This is a genomic window from Agrobacterium sp. fls2-241-TYG-188a, assembly GCF_030209845.1.
Window position 1 is genome coordinate 101,422 of record NZ_JARVRD010000008.1, and the last position, 17,574, is coordinate 118,995.

A 17,574-nucleotide genomic window follows, 5' to 3' on the forward strand; every position below is an offset into this window, starting at 1 on the left:
GATGGCTGCCCTCAAACGTTTCCGCGAGACAGGCCCCTCGTTCGCTGATCTCGTTCCCTATGCCGGATTGGTCGACAACGGCGTTCTCCTCTTGAAGGACGGAAGCCTTATGGCGGGATGGTACTTCGCAGGCCCGGACTCCGAAAGCGCAACCGACCACGAGCGCAACGAGCTATCCCGGCAGATCAATGCGATTTTGTCGCGTCTGGGGACAGGCTGGATGATCCAAGTCGAAGCGGTCCGGGTGCCGACGGTTGATTATCCGCCGCCGGCCCAGTGCCATTTTCCAGATCCCGTCACCCGCGCCATCGATGCCGAGCGCCGGACCCATTTCCAGCGCGAGCAGGGGCATTTCGAGAGCAAACATGCGATCATTCTTACGTACCGGCCGCTCGAGTCGAAGAAGACGGCGCTCAGCAAGTACATCTATTCCGACGAAGAGAGCCGGAAGAAATCCTACGCCGATACCGTCCTGTTCGTGTTCCTCAACGCGATCCGGGAAATCGAACAGTATCTAGCCAACACCCTCTCGATTGCCCGCATGCAGACCCGCGAGGTCCGCGAGAGAGGAGGGGAGCGGGTCGCGCGCTACGACGACCTCCTGCAATTCGTTCGGTTTTGCATCACGGGGGAGAGCCATCCGGTTCGCTTGCCCGATGTCCCGATGTATCTCGACTGGCTGGCGACGGCAGAGCTGGAGCACGGCCTGACCCCAAAGGTCGAGAACCGGTTCCTCGCGGTGGTTGCCATAGATGGCCTGCCGGCCGAAAGCTGGCCTGGCATTCTCGACAATCTCGATCTGATGCCGCTGACCTATCGATGGTCGTCGCGGTTCATCTTCCTCGATGCGGAAGAGGCGCGCCAGAAGCTCGAGCGCACGCGCAAGAAGTGGCAGCAGAAGGTTCGCCCTTTCTTCGACCAGCTTTTCCAGACGCAGAGCAGATCGGTCGATCAGGATGCCATGACGATGGTCGCGGAGACCGAGGACGCCATCGCTCACGCCTCGTCGCAGCTTGTAGCATACGGCTACTACACACCTGTCGTGATTCTGTTTGATGAAAACCGCGACACCTTGCAGGAAAAGGCGGAAGCCATCCGTCGACTGATCCAGGCGGAGGGGTTCGGCGCACGCATTGAAAGCCTGAACGCGACGGATGCGTTTCTCGGCAGTCTGCCAGGTAACTGGTACGCCAATGTCCGTGAGCCGCTGATCAACACAAGCAATCTGGCGGACCTCGTTCCGCTGAACTCGGTATGGTCGGGCAATACGGTGGCCCCATGCCCGTTCTATCCGCCTAATTCACCGCCGTTGATGCAGGTGGCCTCGGGCTCAACGCCGTTTCGTCTCAACCTACATGTCGACGACGTCGGCCACACCCTGATCTTTGGGCCGACGGGCTCGGGTAAATCGACGCTTCTCGCACTGATCGCCGCGCAATTCCGTCGTTACGAGTTCGCGCAAATCTTCGCGTTCGACAAGGGCAACTCGCTCCTTCCCTTGACGCTTGCTGCCGGCGGCGACCACTACGACATCGGCAATGACCAGAACGGGGAGGGGAGAGCACTAGCGTTCTGCCCGCTCTTTGATCTTTCAACGGATGGCGACCGAGCTTGGGCGATCGAGTGGATCGAAATGCTCGTCGCCCTGCAGGGCGTCACCATCACGCCAAACCATCGCAATGCAATCTCACGCCAGATCAGCCTGATGGCGACCGCGCCGGGAAAATCGCTTTCGGACTTCGTCAGCGGTGTGCAGATGCGCGAGATTAAGGATGCGCTGCACCACTACACTGTCGACGGTCTTATGGGTCAGCTTCTAGATGCTGAGGAAGATGGTCTCACGCTTCGCGCCTTCCAATGCTTCGAGATCGAGCAGCTCATGAACATGGGCGAGCGCAATCTCGTACCTGTCCTCACCTATCTCTTCCACCGGATCGAGAAGCGGCTCGATGGCACTCCGAGCCTGATACTTCTGGATGAGGCTTGGCTGATGCTCGGTCATCCCGTGTTCCGTGACAAGATCCGGGAGTGGCTGAAGGTTCTCCGCAAGGCCAATTGCGCTGTTGTTCTGGCGACGCAATCGATCTCAGACGCCGAACGGTCCGGCATCATCGACGTGCTGAAAGAATCCTGCCCAACCAAGATCTGCTTGCCGAATGGTGCGGCGCGAGAACCGGGCACCCGCGAATTCTATGAGCGGATCGGTTTCAACGAGCGCCAGATCGAGATCGTCTCGGGTGCTATCCCGAAGCGCGAATATTACGTCGCCACGCCAGACGGACGGCGGCTCTTCGATATGTCGCTTGGGCCGGTGGCACTAAGCTTTGTCGGCGCATCTGGAAAGGAAGACCTGAAGCGGATCCGCGCGCTGAAGGCGGAATACGGCCAGGACTGGCCTACCCATTGGCTTGAATCGAGGGGAGTTCACGATGCCACGTCGCACCTCAACGTCCAGTAACTGGCTCATCGCAACAATGACCGCGGTAATCGCGCTATACCCAGTTGCGTCCGCCCAAGCGGGATCTGCAACGGGCGCTGCTACCGAATGGACGCAGCTTGCCAACAATGCTCAGCTCATCGACCTTCTCAAAAGCTCCGGTCTCCAGGTCGATAACCAGCTGACCCAGATCACGCAATTGGCAGAGCAGATCCAGAATCAGCTGAAGATCTATGAGAACATGCTCCAGAACACGGCGCAGCTCCCTGATCATGTCTGGGGACAGGTCGAAAGCGATCTCAACCGTCTGCGCAGCATTGTCGACCAGGGGCAAAGCATCTCGTTTTCGATGGGCAATGCCGACGATGTCCTTCAACAGCGGTTCAAGAGCTATGCGGACCTCAAAATCAACCTGCCAAATGCCGAATCCTTCTCGAGCACCTACCAATCCTGGTCGGATACGAACCGGGACACGATCGGCAGCACGCTGAAGGCAGCGAGCCTGACAGCGGATCAGTTCGACACGGAAGAAGGCACAATGAGTTCGCTGAGATCCATGTCGGAGTCAGCCAACGGCCAGATGAAGGCGCTCCAGGTCGGACACCAAATCGCAGCCCAGCAGGTTTCGCAGATGCAGAAGCTGCGTGGCCTGGTTTCCCAGCAGATGACGATGATGGGGACCTGGCTGCAAACCGAGCAGACTGACAAGGACCTCGCGCAGGCCCGCCGTGAGGAATTCTTCAAATCAACTGCTCCCTCAACGTCCGGCGGCGAAAGGATGAAGGTAGAATGGTGAGAACGAAACTGATCCTGGCCATCCTCGCCACACTAATAACCTCCGGCGCAACAGGCCTCTGGCTCATGATCTCGGAGAGACAGGAAGCTCAAGAGCGGCGCCAAAAGTTCTTCGGGTCGACGAAGGAGTATCCGACGTCGGGCGGCGAGAAGATGAAGATCGAGTGGTGACCGCATGACCTCTGAGCTCAAAAAGATCAGTGGCATTGCGATGCTCTTCGCATTCATCGTCGTATCGGTGCAGCCCGCTATAGCGCAGGAGGGGTCGGTCCTGACAGCTCTCCAGAACGAGATCACCACTGCCGCTAAGGGTTGGGAAACCACCGTCATGGATGCGGCGAGATCTCTATTCTGGATCCTCGCAACGATCGAAATCGGTATTGCCGCAGTCTGGCTGGCGCTTCAGGCCGCGTCACTCGACAGCTGGTTTGCTGAACTGGTCAGGCGCATCATGTTCGTGGGATTCTTCGCATTCGTTCTCGCGCAGGGTCCGACGTTCGCGAAGGCGGTCGTCGATAGCCTGTTTCAAATCGGCGCTGGCGGAGGCACGGCTTCGCCAGCCGATGTTTTCAATGCAGGCTTGGCAGTTGCGACCAAGATGTCAGAGAAGGTGCAATTCGGGCTGTTTGAGGACAACGCGCTCGCCATCTCGGCGGCCTTCGCGATGGTCGTAACAGTGATCGCATTCTCGCTCGTTGCTGCGATCTTTGTATCTGTGATGGTCGAGATGTATCTCGGTCTGCTCGCGGGAATGATCATGCTCGGATTGGGAGGCTCGTCCTTCACCAAGGACTTTGCCATCCGCTACCTCATCTATGCATTTTCGGTTGGAATGAAGCTCATGGCTCTGGTCATGATTTCCCGGATCGGTTCCGAGGTCTTAATCGGGTTGGCGAACCGGCCGGACGTCGGGGACCAGTTTCAGACCGCATTGGCGATCGCCGGGATAGCGGTCGTGGTCTTCATTATCGCCATGTACGTGCCAACGATTATCCAGGGCGTCGTTCAAGGGGCATCGGCCACAGGTGGAATGGAGACCATCCGTCACGGTGGACAGGCCGCATCATTTGCAATTGGAGCAGCCTCTCTAGCCGCCGGCGCCGTCGGAGCCGGCGCCGCGGCGGCTCAGTCAGCGCGCGCGGCTGGATCCTCATTTGCCGGCGCAGCACTACGCGGCATGGGAGCCGGGATCGGATCAGCCGGAAAAGCAGCTGGCTCAGCCGCCAAGGAGAAGGCGATCGGTTCGCCCGGCGCTTACGCGGGCTCGATCATGGGGCTCGCCAACGCCAAGCTCGATCAGAGCCGAACCGGACAAAGCGGGCCGAAGACGCCGCCGGAACGAAACGACAAGTAATCAACAGGAAGGCAAAAAGCGATGGCAGCACACCGGCCGCCCGATAGCCCTTACCTTGCCGCGCGGCAGGAATGGACAGAACGATACGGATCCTACGTCCAGTCCGCGCGGGCATGGCGGACTGTCGGCATTCTTGGATTTTTGATGGCCGTGATCGGCTTCACCTATGCCATGTATCTCAGTACGCAGGTCAAGCTCGTGCCCTACATCGTCGAAGTCGACAAGCTCGGCACGTCGATAACGGCCGGCTTCCCGCAGCAGATCGAGTATGCCGATTCCCGCGTCGTGCGCGCGACACTGGGCAATTTCATCACGAGCCTGAAGTCGATCACGCCCGACGCGGTAGTGCAGAAGCAATATATCGACCGGACCTATGCGCTTCTCCGGACATCCGATCCATCGACCCAGAAAATCAATGCCTGGTTTCGCGGCAACTCGCCGTTTGAGAAGGCCAAGACATCGACTGTCGCCGTCGAGGTCAACAACATCGTCGCGCTCTCCAAGCAGACCTACCAGATCGACTGGACCGAATACGAACGCGACCGCAAGGGCAAGGAAACCGGCACGCGCCGGTTTCGCGGCATCGCCACGGTCGCGCTGACCGCACCACAGGACGAGGCGATCATCCGCCTCAACCCGATCGGTCTTTATGTCCAGGACTTTGACTGGACCGCACAGCTTTAAGGGCAGGGGAAATCACATGCACAGAACAGGATTGATCGCGGCCGCCGGCTGCATGGCCGGCCTCGTCTTTGCGGATTGCGCAGTCGCGCAGAGCATGACGTCGAACGAGGTGAAGGGGACTAATATCTCGCGGAAATGGCGGGGGACGCCGGGTCTGGTGACGACCGGGCCAGACGGCAAAGTCATTTTTCTGTTTGGCGAAACCCAGCCCTCCGTGGTGTGCTCGCCACTTCAGGTCTGCGATATCGAGCTGCAGGGCGGCGAGATCGTCCGCGATGTACTTGTCGGTGACACCGTCCGTTGGAAAGTCGAGCCGGCGACGTCGGGTGCAACTGGCGGGCAGGCGATCCATCTGATCGTCAAGCCGTCGGAGGCCGGCCTCATCACGTCTATGGTCGTGACGACGTCCCGGCGGACCTACCATATCCAGCTCAAATCCCATCCCAGCCAATACATGGCCCGGATCGGCTTCGAATACCCGGAAGGGGTGTCGACCAAGCTGGCCGACATCAGCGCCCGGCTTGAGACCGGGGGCATTCCGGGGACCGCCCCCGACAAGCTGAATTTCTCCTACTCGATCAGTGGTGGCGCCTCATGGCGGCCGAAGCGCGTCTATTCCGACGGCGCCAAGACCTACATTCAGTTTCCTCGCTCCATCTCCGGCCAAGACGCGCCAGGGCTGTTCGTTGTCAGCGGCGGCCAGAACCGTATCGTCAACTATCGCATGAAGAACGACATGATGATCGTCGACTACGCCGTCGACAAGGCCGTGCTCATCTCAGGGGTCGGTTGGCGCCAGCAGAAAATAACGATCCGGCGGGGAGGCTGACCTATGAGAAAGACGCTCGCCGCTATTATCATCTCCTTCATCCTTCCCGGTTGCCAGACAGCGGATGAAACCCTGACCACCAATACCACACCGATTGCGGTCACCGGCGCCACCGCAAGTGCAATCGCCGGCGACATGGCAAGCCGCCTTGCCGAACACGTCGGCCCGGCCGGTACCACAACGCTCAAAATGGACAAGGACACCTCTGAATATTCGGCTGCTCTTGAGGCTGCACTGAAGGGATGGGGATACACGGTTATCGCCGATGGAAAAGTCGGCAAGGATCAGAAGCCGATCGAGGTTGCGTGGTCGATCGACAGCTTAGATGGGCAGGTCCTTGCACGGATCAGCACGCCGGTCATTGCGCTCGGCCGGGCCTATACCGCGACGTCAGCGGGCGCGACGCCCACCAGTCCGCTTTCGATCATGCAGCGAAACTGAGGGGAGGGGAGATCATGGTTCAATCACTTCAGCTCGGAACGATGGGCAATGCTGACAATCAACAGAGCATGCGACGCCTCAATCGCCTGCCGATTATCGTCGCGATCGTCATCATCGTTCTGTTCTTCGGCGTCGTGATCGTCGGCCTGTCGTGGCGCGGTCTCTCCTTCAACCGTGGGAACGAGGTCGACACCACCTCCGCGTCGCCGGCGACAACGTTTGGCGATCAGCTCAAACGAGGCGTGATGGACGGGATCATAGGCGAACCGGAGCAACGAGAAGTATTTCAGCCGACGCCCGTCATCGTCGAACGCGAGCCGGTGAGAGATGCTGTCGTGGAGCGGCGAAACGAGATCCGGACGGAACGGCGATCGCAGCTCGAGCCGGAAGCCGAGTGGAGGGCGCGGCTGAAGCGCGAGCAGGACGAGCAGGTCATTCGCGAAGCGCAGCGTCAGAGGATGGCAAGCCTCCAGGCCCGGGCGACAGCGCTTGATTCTCCGCTCAAGGTTGACGTTGCCGAGGTCCAGAAGAGCGCTTCCGAAACCAAGACCGACGCCCGCCAACCACTCAACGCCACGACGAACAGTGCATCCGACCTCTATAGCGCCGCGATGAAGTCCGGACTGCTCGGTCAGCACGTTGACCAGAACGGTCAGACTTCGAAGGAAGACTTTTTCAATCAGGACATCAAGGTTCTTGGCTACCTGCCGAACCAGATGGTACCGCAGCTCTCGCCTTACGAGTTAAAGCGTGGATCGGTGATCCCGGCCACGATGATGACCGGCTTGAATTCAGATCTTCCGGGCAGGATTTCGGCGCAAGTCAGCCAGAATGTCTACGACAGTGCCACAGGCTACCGGCTGCTCATCCCGCAGGGGGCGAAGCTTTTTGGTCGCTATGACTCCAAGGTATCATTCGGCCAGGAGCGCGTACTCGTCGTTTGGACCGACCTGATTTTCCCCAACGGGTCGACACTTAAGATCGGCGGCATGTCCGGCACGGATGCCGAGGGGTATGGAGGTTTTCAAGACAAGGTTGATCGTCATTTTTGGCGCACCTTTGGGTCCGCCGCGCTTGTCGCCATCATCGGCACAGGGATCGACATGTCGATGCCGGAGAACTCGACACTGGCCACACAGGATACGGCCTCTGATGCGGCACGCAGGAATTTTGCCGAAAGTTTCGGAAGAGTGGCCGAGCAGACAATTTCAAAGAATCTCAATGTCCAGCCTACCGTCAGGATCCGGCCAGGCTACAAATTCAATGTTCTGGTAGATCAAGATATTGTCTTTCCGAAGGCTTACAGAAACTAGAGGTAGCCTCACTTAAGGAATCGGCTCCGCTGCCGAGCCCCGCAACCGATCGCGTCAATTTTGAAGTCGTGTTCCGTCCATTTTTAATTCATCACGCGTCCATTCTTAATCATGGTCGCATCCTATTCTCGATCCTCTTCAGATCGATCCGAATACTGGCATCCTCCGGCTTCTTAGCCAGTGAATCTTCGCCTTTGCCAGTATTTTCGGTCGTCACCTCCGAACGCTGCACGACCGCCCCACCCGGATCCTCAGCCTGAAACACACCCCCACCCTCGAACTTGCCGGTACGCCAAGCGTGGACAGCGTCATCGAACAGCTGTGGGAAAACCTCTTCGCTTGTCGGATTTCCATACCACTTCGCAACGATGCGGAGGATCTTGGCGAACATCCCTGTGCCCATCCGCAGATTGGCGCAGGGATCGACCAAATCCAAATTCAGCTCCGACGCGTCCTTAATCCCTATGCCCGCTGGGATCTGGGTAAGACCAACCCGCACGATAGAGCCAGCAATGTTCTCACGAACGATCTCGATCGCTTCCTCGGGTGTTTTCGGCTTGGGAATGAGGATCAGACGGCCACCGGACTTCACCGTTATGGCAAGCGGATCGTCCGACCCTACCGCCTTGACGAACTGCTCAACGATTGCAGGCTTCAACGAAGGATCGGTACATTCTTTGATCAACACAGCATCAAGCATGTGAGCTCCATGTTTCAAAGGTTAAAAGAGATGACGAGACGAAGATCAAAAAGGCGGGTCCAGGCCTCGCTGCTTGCCCGTTGAATGTCGATGATCGACGTCCCCGCGGTCCACCAACCGTTTCCCACTGCAATGATAACGTCGGGGCGGTGAAAGGCCGATTGCAAAACCGGCCAGACGAGAAGTTGTTCGTAGCAGATCAGCGGCGCGACTTTTGCGCTGGCAACCTCAACGACGGGATTGGCGAAGAAATGGGCCCGCGCGCCAGCTTCACCATCACCACCAATCCAGGCTCTCCAAGGCTGCCACATCGATCCGGGCACCGGCATTCGCTCCCGGTAGAGAATCTCTGTCCTCTCAGCGGATATCGTCACGAGCACGTTGTCGTAGCCGCGACCATCGATGAGTGCCGCTCCAGCGATGACCGTGATATCGGTCCCGGTGAGCGCTTTCTGCCAGAAGCGAGCAGCCGTCGGCGTCCAGAAACCGAGAGCACTTTCCGGCAGCACAACGGTTGTGCCCGTCGGTTGGGCAAGAGCAACGTCGATCAGCTCCTTTTGCCGGTTGAGACCAGCTTCGCGTCCTAGAGATGCGCCCATTTTGAGGTCGACACCCGTCCACGACGCAGGTAGATTTGGCGGCGTCCACTGAGCGGCGGACCAGAGCCAGAAGCCTATCATGGCCATGGCTGCAGCCGGCCTGTATCGCGTTGTCATGACGCCCAGGCCGGCTGCCATCACGGCTAGACCCCACCATCCCCAGCCGGGAAACAGAATACCCGCAACGGTGATCGGATGTGCCCATCCTAGAATGCCAAAAGGTGGCACCGCCATCACCAGACACGCCGCGATGTATCGCAAAGATTTCTGCCAGCCCTCGCGATTGGTCCAGAGCAACACATGGACTGCCACATACGCGGAAGAGGCGACGAACCAGAGCAGAAGTGCCGGCCAGATATCCTGACCATAGAAGTTCGCCACGCCCCGCGATAGTCCACGCGATGCAGCGAGGAAATACGCTGCGGAGATCAAGGCCGCCTGAAGTCGCGTTCGTGCAAGGGACCAAAGCACGGGGAAGGCACCTGCGACGGGCAGAAGGAGCGCATGACCACTCCAACCGATCCATCCGGCGCTGGCAGATAATGCGACGAGGACACCCGTTCGGAAGAAATCACAGTGCATAGGTCCAGACCTCATGCGCCAATCCAAGGATGCAATCCATCGGCAGAGGACCGAAGTACCGGCTGTCGAACGAACCCGGGAACTCGGAATGGAGAAAGACCGCGCCGGGCGGTACGACACCACCATCGTAGCGCACCATCTCACGCCTCTGGCCGTCCGTCCGTGCAACGCGCGAGTGACGGAGTGGCCGACCATCGATGCGTACATCTTCATGAATCTCGATCACCTGTCCGGACGTCGCCACAACCGTCTTGATCAGCGGCGCCACGCGGTCGGCGCAGAGGCCGAAGCGTAGATATCCACGCGCCCGCGCCTCGCGCATTGCGTCGGTGTCCGGTGGGCAAATGAAGACCAGATCACCGACCAAGATCGGACGATTGGGCTTGACGATCCGCCACAGACCCAGGGGCTCGCTCGGTGTGAGATTGACTCGAAAACCTGCCCCTCCGAGCAGCACAATGAGGCCAAGCGTTAACAGGCTGACGCTGCTAATCCGATAGAACCAGACGAGCCGCTTCATGCGCCGCAGCACTCTCTGTCGATGACGCATCTTCATTTGAGAGTGAGCCCCTGAGACTTTGTCTGCCGAATTGCTTCAGTTTGTTTGAGTGCCGTCACGTTGCGCTCGTGGGCATAGAGTTGCTGCACCGTCCTCATCGAGTTCCAGGCCTGCTGCACCTCACTCTTCTGGGCGGCGTTCATGCCAGACGTCACGCGCTGGAAGGCCTCACCGGTGGTATCCTTCGCTGCGAGGGACAGGAACGTTCTTTCTCCGAAGCGTTCGGTGACTGCTTTGGCGAAACCTTCGAGTTCGGCCTTCACCATCTTGTCGGCAAGCGCATATTCGAGCCCCGACGGCAGGTCGTTGCGGTCAATGGCGTCACGGACGCGCTCCAGCACGCTTTTCGCATTAGACGAGAGGGCAGGGATCTCCAGCGCGACCTGCCTGCGGACCGCAAGCTCCTTGGCGTGATTTCGCCGTTCGGCATCGCCACGCTGGCGGAGATAATTGCTGATGCTGTCGGCGAGCGGCGCGATATTCTTCAGCGCCCTGTCCCGGTCGATCTTGTCGTCGCGGCTGGCGAGTAGACCCGTCTTGCCCTTAAGAGCGCCGAAGGTTCCGGGCTTGCTGGCAATCCTGGCGATGGTCTTTTCCGCAGCTGCCTGGTCGCGCAACATCGCATCGACGTTGACGGCTTTGAAGGCGCTTTCCGGCTGCGCGTAGACGTAATGGAAGCGCATCGAGACTTCTTCCCATTGCTTCTTGAGCGCTGGGTCTGCGGCGAGCTTATCCTCGACGGTTTGGTCGATCGATTTAGGGAAGGTGGTGATCCCGGCCACCATGGGTTTGTTCTCCTTTGCTAACGTTCGAATTGCGCTGGCCGTCGAGGAGGCGAAGCCGAGCTTGGTGCCGATGGCCGTGAGCCGACCGGCGAGAGCGAACAGCTTTTGCTTCTGCCGGATCGTCCATTCGAGACGGTCACGCGCGACGGTTCTGGCAACGTCAACGATGTGAAGGCCGCGCGCCTCGGCAAAGCGCAGTGCCTGCCGGTAGATGCTGCCGCCGGCGTAATCGAGCGTCGTTTCTTTGGAATTCCTGCGCGACAGGATCTCGACCAGACCGCCAGCCTTGGTGAAAGATCGGCGACCATAATAGACGCCGAGATCCTCACGGTGGCGGGTCATCGCCACATAGGTGAGGTGACGATCCAGCGAAAGGGACGCCAGCACCTTAACCCGGTCTACCGTCGCGCCCTGGCTTTTGTGCACCGTAGTGGCATAACCATGATCGACATTGTTGTAGAAGCGCTGTTCAACGATAACCTGGCGCAGGTGCTCACCCTCGCCGATGACGGCCACGAGGCGCCCGGGTGCTGCTTCCACCACCGTGCCCAGCATGCCGTTCTTGACGCCGATCGACCCTTCGTTTTTCAAAAAGACAATCTGGTCACCGGCTGCAAAGTTGCGGTTGCCATCGGCGGTATTGAACACAAATCCCTGCTCAATGATGCCGCGCTCGACTAGCTTGGCGCGCGCCAGTTCATTCAGCATTCGGACGTCACGGCGCAGGTGCGCCAGGATCAATGTGGACTTGGCAGGATCGTATTCGCGGTTCCAGTCCGAGATGAGGTTGGTGACCGCATCGGCCTTCAGCTCTGAGCCAATCATCTTGCCGTTAGACTGATAGGCTGCGAGGGCTTTGCCGACATTGCCACGCGCGAGATCGAGCGATGCGTCGCGCATCCATTGCTCGCGCTGGCGATAGATGGTTTCGAGTTCGGCATAGCCGATGCGATCAGCGATGGCGCGGAAGGCGGCACCCGCTTCGATCGGCTGAAGCTGCTCCGTATCGCCGACGAGCACGAGCTTGGCGCCGCCTCTGGTGACAGCTTCCACGAACAAATCCATCTGCCGCGACGATACCATGCCGGCCTCGTCCAGAACGAAGATAGTCTTTTTGTCGAGCTGCACGCGACCCTGGCTCCAGCGGAGTTGCCAGGAGGACAGCGTGCGCGAGACGATGCCGGCTTCCTTCTCCAGGCCTTCTGCCGCCTTGCCGGCAAGCGCGCCACCGACCACACGATAGCCGGCCGCCTCCCATGCCTCGCGCGCAGCCCTCATCATCGTTGTCTTACCGGCGCCAGCGCGGCCGATCACGGCGGCGATCCGCTCTCCACCGGTAACGTGTTCGATGGCGGCCTTCTGCTCTTTGGACAGCCGTTCATGACGTCCAAACGTCGCCTCGAGTACGGTCGGCCGGACGCCATGCGACGACTGCTGCGAGAGCCAGATCGCCCGGTTGGCCATCTCCGCTTCGAGACGGAGCAGTTCGCGTGTCGTGTATTTTGCGGGCGCCTGATTCCCGGTCGCAAAGTCCACTCGCTGCCGATTAAGCCGAAGGGTCTCGGGGGACTGCAGGATGCGCGCCATCAAGCTTCGGAAGAGGCCCGCATCATCGATATAGCGATGCAGGACCTTGGCGACGTCGCGTTCGTCGAAGACACTCTTCTCTCGCGTGATAAGATCAATCACGATCTCCGGACGACGCTGGATCCGACGGGAGTTCTCAGCCCGTCGCTCTTCCTGCAACTCCAGTCGTTCGAGCGCAGCTTTTTCCCCCGCAGGTCCATTCCCACTGGCTGCTTTCCTCTCGATCGCCTTCGTGCCGACGCCGAGATGGATGGTCGGCGTCAGATCGATGCCCTGCATCTCGAAGGAGCGGCCATCGATCCTGATATCATGGCCGGCAAGCGCCAAGTGGCAGTTCTGGCAGGCAAACCAGCCGTCGCGAAACGCATTGAAGTCATCGAGCCCACCGGCCCAGAGTTCGTAGACGATCTTGCCGCTATCGTTGCGCAGCGGTCGTCCATCTAGTCCGGTAACAGCGACCTTCTTCGAACCAAAACCGTCTTCAGTCAGTGGACGCAGCGTCGTCATCAGATGGATGTGCGGATTGCCCGGCGCATCGTGGAAAACCCAATCGGCCACCATGCCATTGGCCGTTATGTGCCGCGCCACAAAGTCCCTGACGAGCTCTATGTTCTGCTCGGCTGACAGCTCGATCGGCAAGGCGATGGTGATGTCCTTGGCAAGCTGTGCGTCCGACCGCTTCTCGAAGTCCTCAAGCTTGTTCCAGAAGACTTCCGACGCGCTGGCGACAGACCGATCGGCAATCAACGATTGCAGCCATTCCGGAGCGCCTCCAGGAATGACAAACTCCTCATGCAGCAGCCCCTGCTTGCGAGTGTAATCGATGGTGCGGGCTTCCCGCTCGTAGTCCATCCGAGCGCAGTGCCGATAGGCCGCCGACAGCACGGCACTGCGGCCGGAGCCGCGCGCAACGATGCTGACTGAGAAATGCGGGACGGCCATGACCAGAGAAACTCCTTCGATCGAACAAAACCAACGTGTTCGTGAGGAGCGGAAGGCCCCGCCAGAGCCTTGAAGCAGAGCGTCGCATCAGCGACGTATAATTGCGCCCTTCGGATCCGTCCTTGCGAACGGTCGGGATGATGCTCAAAAGCGTAGGCTCCGCCTACTCGCATTTCTGTTAGTAGATCGGCACGCCGATCTGAACGACTCTGGCTGCATGAACCACATCATGCCGCAACAGGGACAATCCAGAGATGAAGAAGCCATCCTCCAAAATCCGCGAAGAAATTGCCAAGCTCCAGGAGCAGCTTAAATACGCGGAAATGAGAGAGGCCGAGCGTATCGGTCGCATCGCACTGCGGGCAGGCCTTGGCGAGATCGAGATCAACGAGACGGATTTGCAGGTGGCGTTCGAGGAACTGACGAAACGCTTTCGCGGAGGCAAGGCCGGCACAAGCGGACCGAAAGGGGCAGGGGAAAGCAGCACGTGCAATGAGCAGTCCGAAGCGCCCGCGTCTGGCGCGAATTCGGGCATCCCTAGTGAGGCTTGAGAGGATGAGCAGGAACGCAACGTCCGATGCCCGGAAGAAGGACACGCGTGACAAGATCGAGCTTGGCGGCCTGATCGTCAAAGCCGGCCTTCGCTTCGAGAAGCGCGCGCTTCTGCTCGGCGCTTTGATCGACCTGCAGAAACGGCTGAAGTCCGACGATAACGAGCGATCACGACTGACAGCGATCGGGGCAGAGGCGTTCGGCAATGAAGGCGAATAGGGTCGTTCTCGTTATTCTGCCTGTGGCCGTGATGAGCGCTGCGATGTTCGCAATGACCGGCATAGAGACATGGCTGGCCGGGTTGGGAAAGACCGAAGCGGCAAGGCTTACTCTTGAACGAGTAGGGGTCGCCGCACCCTATACGGCGGCGTCGGTGCTCGGCCTGATTTTCCTGTTCGGAACGGCGGGATCGGCGAGCATTCGCGCCGCAGGCCTTGGGGCCACTATCGGCAATGCTGTGGTCATTCTAATGGCGTGCTTGCGTGAAGGAATACGCCTGGCAGTGCTCTCACCCCACGTCCCAGCCGGAAAGTCCGCACTATCCTATCTCGATCCCTCGACTGTGATCGGCGCGACCGCTGCACTGATTTCAGGCTGCTTTGCAGTTCGGGTGGCGATGGTCGGCAACGCCGCATTTGCACGGCCTAAACCGAAGCGCATTGTTGGTAAACGCGCATTGCACGGCGAGGCCGACTGGATGACACTTGGTGAAGCCGAAAAGCTGTTCCCGACGACAGGCGGCATCGTCGTCGGTGAGCGGTATCGCGTCGACCGTGACAGTGCTGCCGCCATCTCTTTCCGTGCCGATACGACTGCAACCTGGGGTGCAGGTGGCAAGTCGCCGCTGCTTTGTTTCGACGGATCGTTCGGTTCCTCGCATGGCATCGTCTTCGCAGGATCGGGCGGTTATAAAACCACCTCGGTGACGATCCCGACAGCGTTGAAGTGGGGCGGATCGCTCATCGTGCTCGATCCGTCGAACGAGGTCGCGCCCATGGTCTCGCAACATCGTGAAGAGGCAGGCCGGCGTGTCAGGATTCTCGATCCGCGCAAACCCTCGACGGGCTTCAACGCCCTCGACTGGGTTGGCCAGTATGGCGGAACCAAAGAGGAGGATATCGCCTCGGTCGCATCATGGATCATGAGCGATAGCGGTCGCGTGAGCGGGGTCCGAGACGATTTCTTTCGTGCCTCTGGCCTGCAGCTCCTGACCGCAATCATCGCTGACGTTTGCCTGTCTGGGCATACGCCGACGGAACAGCAAACGCTGAGCCAGGTGCGCAGCAATCTATCGGAGCCCGAGCCGAAACTCCGACAGCGCCTTCAGGATATCTACGACAATTCGGAATCGGACTTCGTGAAAGAGAACGTCGCCGCATTCGTCAACATGACGCCGGAAACATTCTCCGGCGTCTACGCCAACGCCATCAAGGAAACACACTGGCTTTCTTACCAGAACTATGCGTCGCTGGTCTCGGGCTCGACATTTCGAACCGAGGACATCGCATCCGGCACGACGGATGTGTTCATCAACATCGACTTGAAGACGCTGGACACCCATAGCGGATTGGCGCGTGTCGTGATCGGCTCATTCCTGAACGCGATCTATAATCGAGATGGCGCGATGGGCGGGCGCACGCTCTTCCTGCTCGATGAGGTCGCCCGCCTCGGCTATATGCGCATTCTGGAGACCGCGCGGGACGCTGGCCGCAAGTATGGCATCACGCTGGCGATGATCTACCAGTCGATCGGCCAGCTGCGCGAAACCTACGGCGGCCGCGACGCGTCCAGCAAGTGGTTCGAGAGCGCGAGCTGGATCACCTTTGCCGCAATCAACGATCCGGAAACAGCAGACTATATTTCTCGCCGCTGCGGCATGACGACCGTCGAGATCGATCAGGTCAGCCGTAGCTTCCAGTCGCGCGGGTCTTCACGGACCCGGTCAAAGCAGCTTGCCGCTCGGCCGCTCATCCAGCCGTATGAAGTGCTGCGGATGAGAGCTGACGAGCAGATCGTCTTCACGGCAGGAAACCCGCCGCTACGCTGCGGTCGCGCCATCTGGTTCCGGCGAAACGATATGAAAGCTTGCGTTGAGCAAAGCAGATTCTCGTTGCGCGCAGTGCCTCGCCATTCAAAATAAGAGCATCGGAGAAATCAGCATAGCGACGACCGCTAGGGCGTGATTTCGGGAATTCTCGTCATGCTTCGGTCGGATATCGGGCAGCCCCAGGAGGCTTAGCATAGATGGGCTAATCGGCTTCGTGCCCCATCCCATCCGTAGGGAGCAAGGCGCTGCACCACACTGCCGATGATACAGTCACTTGTCGGAAACAGGCATAACCATGATGCAGAGGAGCGCAGCCATGAAACACTTTGTCGGCCTCGATGTCTCGGTCAAAGGCACCAGCGTCTGTATCGTCGATGAAAGCGGGAAACTATGCCGCGAACGGAAGGTGGCATCTCATCCGGAGGACCTTGTAGCGATCCTGAGCGATCCGGCATTCAGCTTGGAGAGGGTAGGCGTTGAAGCTGGCCCCTTGTCCCAATGGCTGTTTGAAGGATTGGCAAAAGCGGGCTTGCCCGTCTTCTGTATCGAGACGCGCCATACCAAGGCATTCCTGGACGCCCTGCAGCAGAACAAAAGCGACAGGAACGATGCACGCGGCATCGCCCACATGATGCGGGTCGGCCTGTTCAAGGACGTACATGTGAAGACGCTCACCAGCCAGAAGCGCCGCGCCTTGTTAACGGCCCGATCGCTACTGCAGGAAAAGGCGATCGATTTGGAGAACGAGATGCGCGGAGTCCTGCGCAACTTTGGACTGAAGGTCGGACATGCATCGGTTGGAACATTCGAGAGAAGGATACTTGAGCTCGTCGAAAACGACGCCGATCTGAGGGAGATCATGGAGCCACTGCTTGCCGGTCGACGCAAGTTGCGAGAAGGTCTTGCCAAACTGGAAAAGAAGGTTCTAGCCGAGGCGAAGCAGGATGAGGTTTGCAGGCGATTGATGACGGTACCTGGCGTTGGACCAATCGTCTCGCTCGCCTATGTTTCGACGATCGATATTCCCGGCAGGTTTCGTCATTCGCGATCAGTCGGAGCGATATTGGGTCTTACGCCCGTGCTGAAACAGTCGGGCGAAATGAGCCGGGTTGGCCATGTCTCTCTACGCGGGGACGCCATGATGCGGCGACTACTCTATGAGGCCGCCCAGTCGATGATGACACGCGTGGTGAAATGGTGCTGGCTGAAGGCATGGGCCATGAACATCGCCAAGCGCCACGGCAGCAAGAAAGCCAAGGTCGCACTGGCCCGCCGCCTCGCCGTTGTCATGCATCGCATGTGGATGGATGGCACCGAGTTCCGCTGGACAAGGGAGGACAATGTCTCAACTGTTGCGGCATAACGGTC

The 17,574-nt window shown here is 59.3% G+C and carries 16 protein-coding genes; 12 read left to right on the forward strand and 4 right to left on the reverse strand.

From position 1 onward, the window contains the following. Position 1 precedes the first annotated feature (1 nt). From QRN85_RS21015 to trbI, 8 genes are read left to right on the forward strand one after another with little or no spacing between them, the layout of a single operon-like run. Positions 2-2,458: a conjugal transfer protein TrbE gene (locus tag QRN85_RS21015; RefSeq protein WP_284759975.1), complete on the forward strand. Its 2,457-nt coding sequence runs from the start codon at positions 2-4 to the stop codon at positions 2,456-2,458. Then, a complete protein-coding gene (gene trbJ, locus QRN85_RS21020; RefSeq protein ID WP_502870815.1) occupies positions 2,430-3,233 on the forward strand; it encodes a P-type conjugative transfer protein TrbJ in 804 nt (267 codons plus the stop codon). The genes QRN85_RS21015 and trbJ overlap by 29 nt, the downstream gene beginning before the upstream one ends. Next, positions 3,227-3,403, forward strand: a complete 177-nt coding sequence (gene trbK / locus QRN85_RS21025) for an entry exclusion protein TrbK (protein WP_113093094.1) — start codon at positions 3,227-3,229, stop codon at positions 3,401-3,403. The genes trbJ and trbK overlap by 7 nt, the downstream gene beginning before the upstream one ends. Before the next feature lie 40 nt (positions 3,404-3,443). Continuing rightward, a complete protein-coding gene (gene trbL, locus QRN85_RS21030) occupies positions 3,444-4,586 on the forward strand; it encodes a P-type conjugative transfer protein TrbL (protein WP_284760070.1) in 1,143 nt (380 codons plus the stop codon). Positions 4,587-4,607: 21 nt separating this feature from the next. Further along, positions 4,608-5,270 (forward strand): conjugal transfer protein TrbF, encoded by a 663-nt coding sequence (locus QRN85_RS21035; protein ID WP_284759976.1) that lies wholly within the window; start codon positions 4,608-4,610, stop codon positions 5,268-5,270. 16 nt (positions 5,271-5,286) lie between these two features. Then, positions 5,287-6,099 carry a P-type conjugative transfer protein TrbG gene (gene trbG / locus QRN85_RS21040; RefSeq protein WP_284759978.1) on the forward strand — a complete coding sequence of 271 codons (813 nt, stop codon included), beginning with the start codon at positions 5,287-5,289 and terminating at the stop codon, positions 6,097-6,099. A gap of 3 nt (positions 6,100-6,102) precedes the next feature. Then, positions 6,103-6,540: a conjugal transfer protein TrbH gene (trbH, locus tag QRN85_RS21045; RefSeq protein WP_112963876.1), complete on the forward strand. Its 438-nt coding sequence runs from the start codon at positions 6,103-6,105 to the stop codon at positions 6,538-6,540. Positions 6,541-6,554: 14 nt separating this feature from the next. Continuing rightward, positions 6,555-7,853: an IncP-type conjugal transfer protein TrbI gene (trbI, locus tag QRN85_RS21050; RefSeq protein WP_284759979.1), complete on the forward strand. Its 1,299-nt coding sequence runs from the start codon at positions 6,555-6,557 to the stop codon at positions 7,851-7,853. Between the two features lie 109 nt (positions 7,854-7,962). Here the strand turns inward: trbI and QRN85_RS21055 are convergent, their stop codons facing one another. The 4 genes from QRN85_RS21055 to traA are packed head-to-tail and all read right to left on the reverse strand — an operon-like array spanning position 7,963 to position 13,607. Beyond that, positions 7,963-8,553 carry a TraH family protein gene (locus QRN85_RS21055; RefSeq protein WP_284759981.1) on the reverse strand — a complete coding sequence of 197 codons (591 nt, stop codon included), beginning with the start codon at positions 8,551-8,553 and terminating at the stop codon, positions 7,963-7,965. A 14-nt stretch (positions 8,554-8,567) separates the two neighbouring features. Then, positions 8,568-9,734 carry a conjugal transfer protein TraB gene (locus QRN85_RS21060; protein ID WP_284760071.1) on the reverse strand — a complete coding sequence of 389 codons (1,167 nt, stop codon included), beginning with the start codon at positions 9,732-9,734 and terminating at the stop codon, positions 8,568-8,570. Then, complete coding sequence (traF, locus tag QRN85_RS21065) at positions 9,724-10,290, reverse strand: conjugative transfer signal peptidase TraF (protein WP_350225086.1); 567 nt, start codon at positions 10,288-10,290, stop codon at positions 9,724-9,726. The genes QRN85_RS21060 and traF overlap by 11 nt, the downstream gene beginning before the upstream one ends. After that, the gene (traA, locus tag QRN85_RS21070) at positions 10,287-13,607 is read right to left on the reverse strand and encodes a Ti-type conjugative transfer relaxase TraA (RefSeq protein ID WP_284759982.1); all 3,321 of its coding nucleotides are present in this window, start codon (positions 13,605-13,607) and stop codon (positions 10,287-10,289) included. Before traA ends, traF begins: the two co-directional genes overlap by 4 nt. A 254-nt stretch (positions 13,608-13,861) precedes the next feature. Here traA and traC point away from each other — a divergent pair, with 254 nt between their 5' ends. The 4 genes from traC to QRN85_RS21090 all read left to right on the forward strand — a co-directional run bounded on the left by traC (position 13,862) and on the right by QRN85_RS21090 (position 17,569). Next, positions 13,862-14,158, forward strand: coding sequence for a conjugal transfer protein TraC (gene traC / locus QRN85_RS21075; protein ID WP_284759984.1), 297 nt, complete (start codon positions 13,862-13,864; stop codon positions 14,156-14,158). Positions 14,159-14,162: 4 nt separating this feature from the next. Then, positions 14,163-14,378 carry a type IV conjugative transfer system coupling protein TraD gene (gene traD / locus QRN85_RS21080; RefSeq protein ID WP_112963882.1) on the forward strand — a complete coding sequence of 72 codons (216 nt, stop codon included), beginning with the start codon at positions 14,163-14,165 and terminating at the stop codon, positions 14,376-14,378. After that, on the forward strand, positions 14,365-16,299 hold the full coding sequence (gene traG, locus QRN85_RS21085) for a Ti-type conjugative transfer system protein TraG (RefSeq protein ID WP_284759985.1): 1,935 nt from the start codon (positions 14,365-14,367) through the stop codon (positions 16,297-16,299). Before traD ends, traG begins: the two co-directional genes overlap by 14 nt. A 223-nt stretch (positions 16,300-16,522) precedes the next feature. Continuing rightward, on the forward strand, positions 16,523-17,569 hold the full coding sequence (locus QRN85_RS21090) for an IS110 family RNA-guided transposase (protein ID WP_284759986.1): 1,047 nt from the start codon (positions 16,523-16,525) through the stop codon (positions 17,567-17,569). The last annotated feature ends 5 nt before the right edge of the window (positions 17,570-17,574 follow it).

Bases quoted from the DNA above. Each gene is read 5' to 3' on its own strand.
- QRN85_RS21015 (WP_284759975.1), top strand. From the start codon at position 2: ATGGCTGCCCTCAAACGTTTCCGCGAGACAGGCCCCTCGTTCGCTGAT.
- trbJ (WP_502870815.1), top strand. From the start codon at position 2,430: ATGCCACGTCGCACCTCAACGTCCAGTAACTGGCTCATCGCAACAATG.
- trbK (WP_113093094.1), top strand. From the start codon at position 3,227: ATGGTGAGAACGAAACTGATCCTGGCCATCCTCGCCACACTAATAACC.
- trbL (WP_284760070.1), top strand. From the start codon at position 3,444: ATGCTCTTCGCATTCATCGTCGTATCGGTGCAGCCCGCTATAGCGCAG.
- QRN85_RS21035 (WP_284759976.1), top strand. From the start codon at position 4,608: ATGGCAGCACACCGGCCGCCCGATAGCCCTTACCTTGCCGCGCGGCAG.
- trbG (WP_284759978.1), top strand. From the start codon at position 5,287: ATGCACAGAACAGGATTGATCGCGGCCGCCGGCTGCATGGCCGGCCTC.
- trbH (WP_112963876.1), top strand. From the start codon at position 6,103: ATGAGAAAGACGCTCGCCGCTATTATCATCTCCTTCATCCTTCCCGGT.
- trbI (WP_284759979.1), top strand. From the start codon at position 6,555: ATGGTTCAATCACTTCAGCTCGGAACGATGGGCAATGCTGACAATCAA.
- QRN85_RS21055 (WP_284759981.1), bottom strand. From the start codon at position 8,553: ATGCTTGATGCTGTGTTGATCAAAGAATGTACCGATCCTTCGTTGAAG.
- QRN85_RS21060 (WP_284760071.1), bottom strand. From the start codon at position 9,734: ATGCACTGTGATTTCTTCCGAACGGGTGTCCTCGTCGCATTATCTGCC.
- traF (WP_350225086.1), bottom strand. From the start codon at position 10,290: ATGAAGATGCGTCATCGACAGAGAGTGCTGCGGCGCATGAAGCGGCTC.
- traA (WP_284759982.1), bottom strand. From the start codon at position 13,607: ATGGCCGTCCCGCATTTCTCAGTCAGCATCGTTGCGCGCGGCTCCGGC.
- traC (WP_284759984.1), top strand. From the start codon at position 13,862: ATGAAGAAGCCATCCTCCAAAATCCGCGAAGAAATTGCCAAGCTCCAG.
- traD (WP_112963882.1), top strand. From the start codon at position 14,163: ATGAGCAGGAACGCAACGTCCGATGCCCGGAAGAAGGACACGCGTGAC.
- traG (WP_284759985.1), top strand. From the start codon at position 14,365: ATGAAGGCGAATAGGGTCGTTCTCGTTATTCTGCCTGTGGCCGTGATG.
- QRN85_RS21090 (WP_284759986.1), top strand. From the start codon at position 16,523: ATGAAACACTTTGTCGGCCTCGATGTCTCGGTCAAAGGCACCAGCGTC.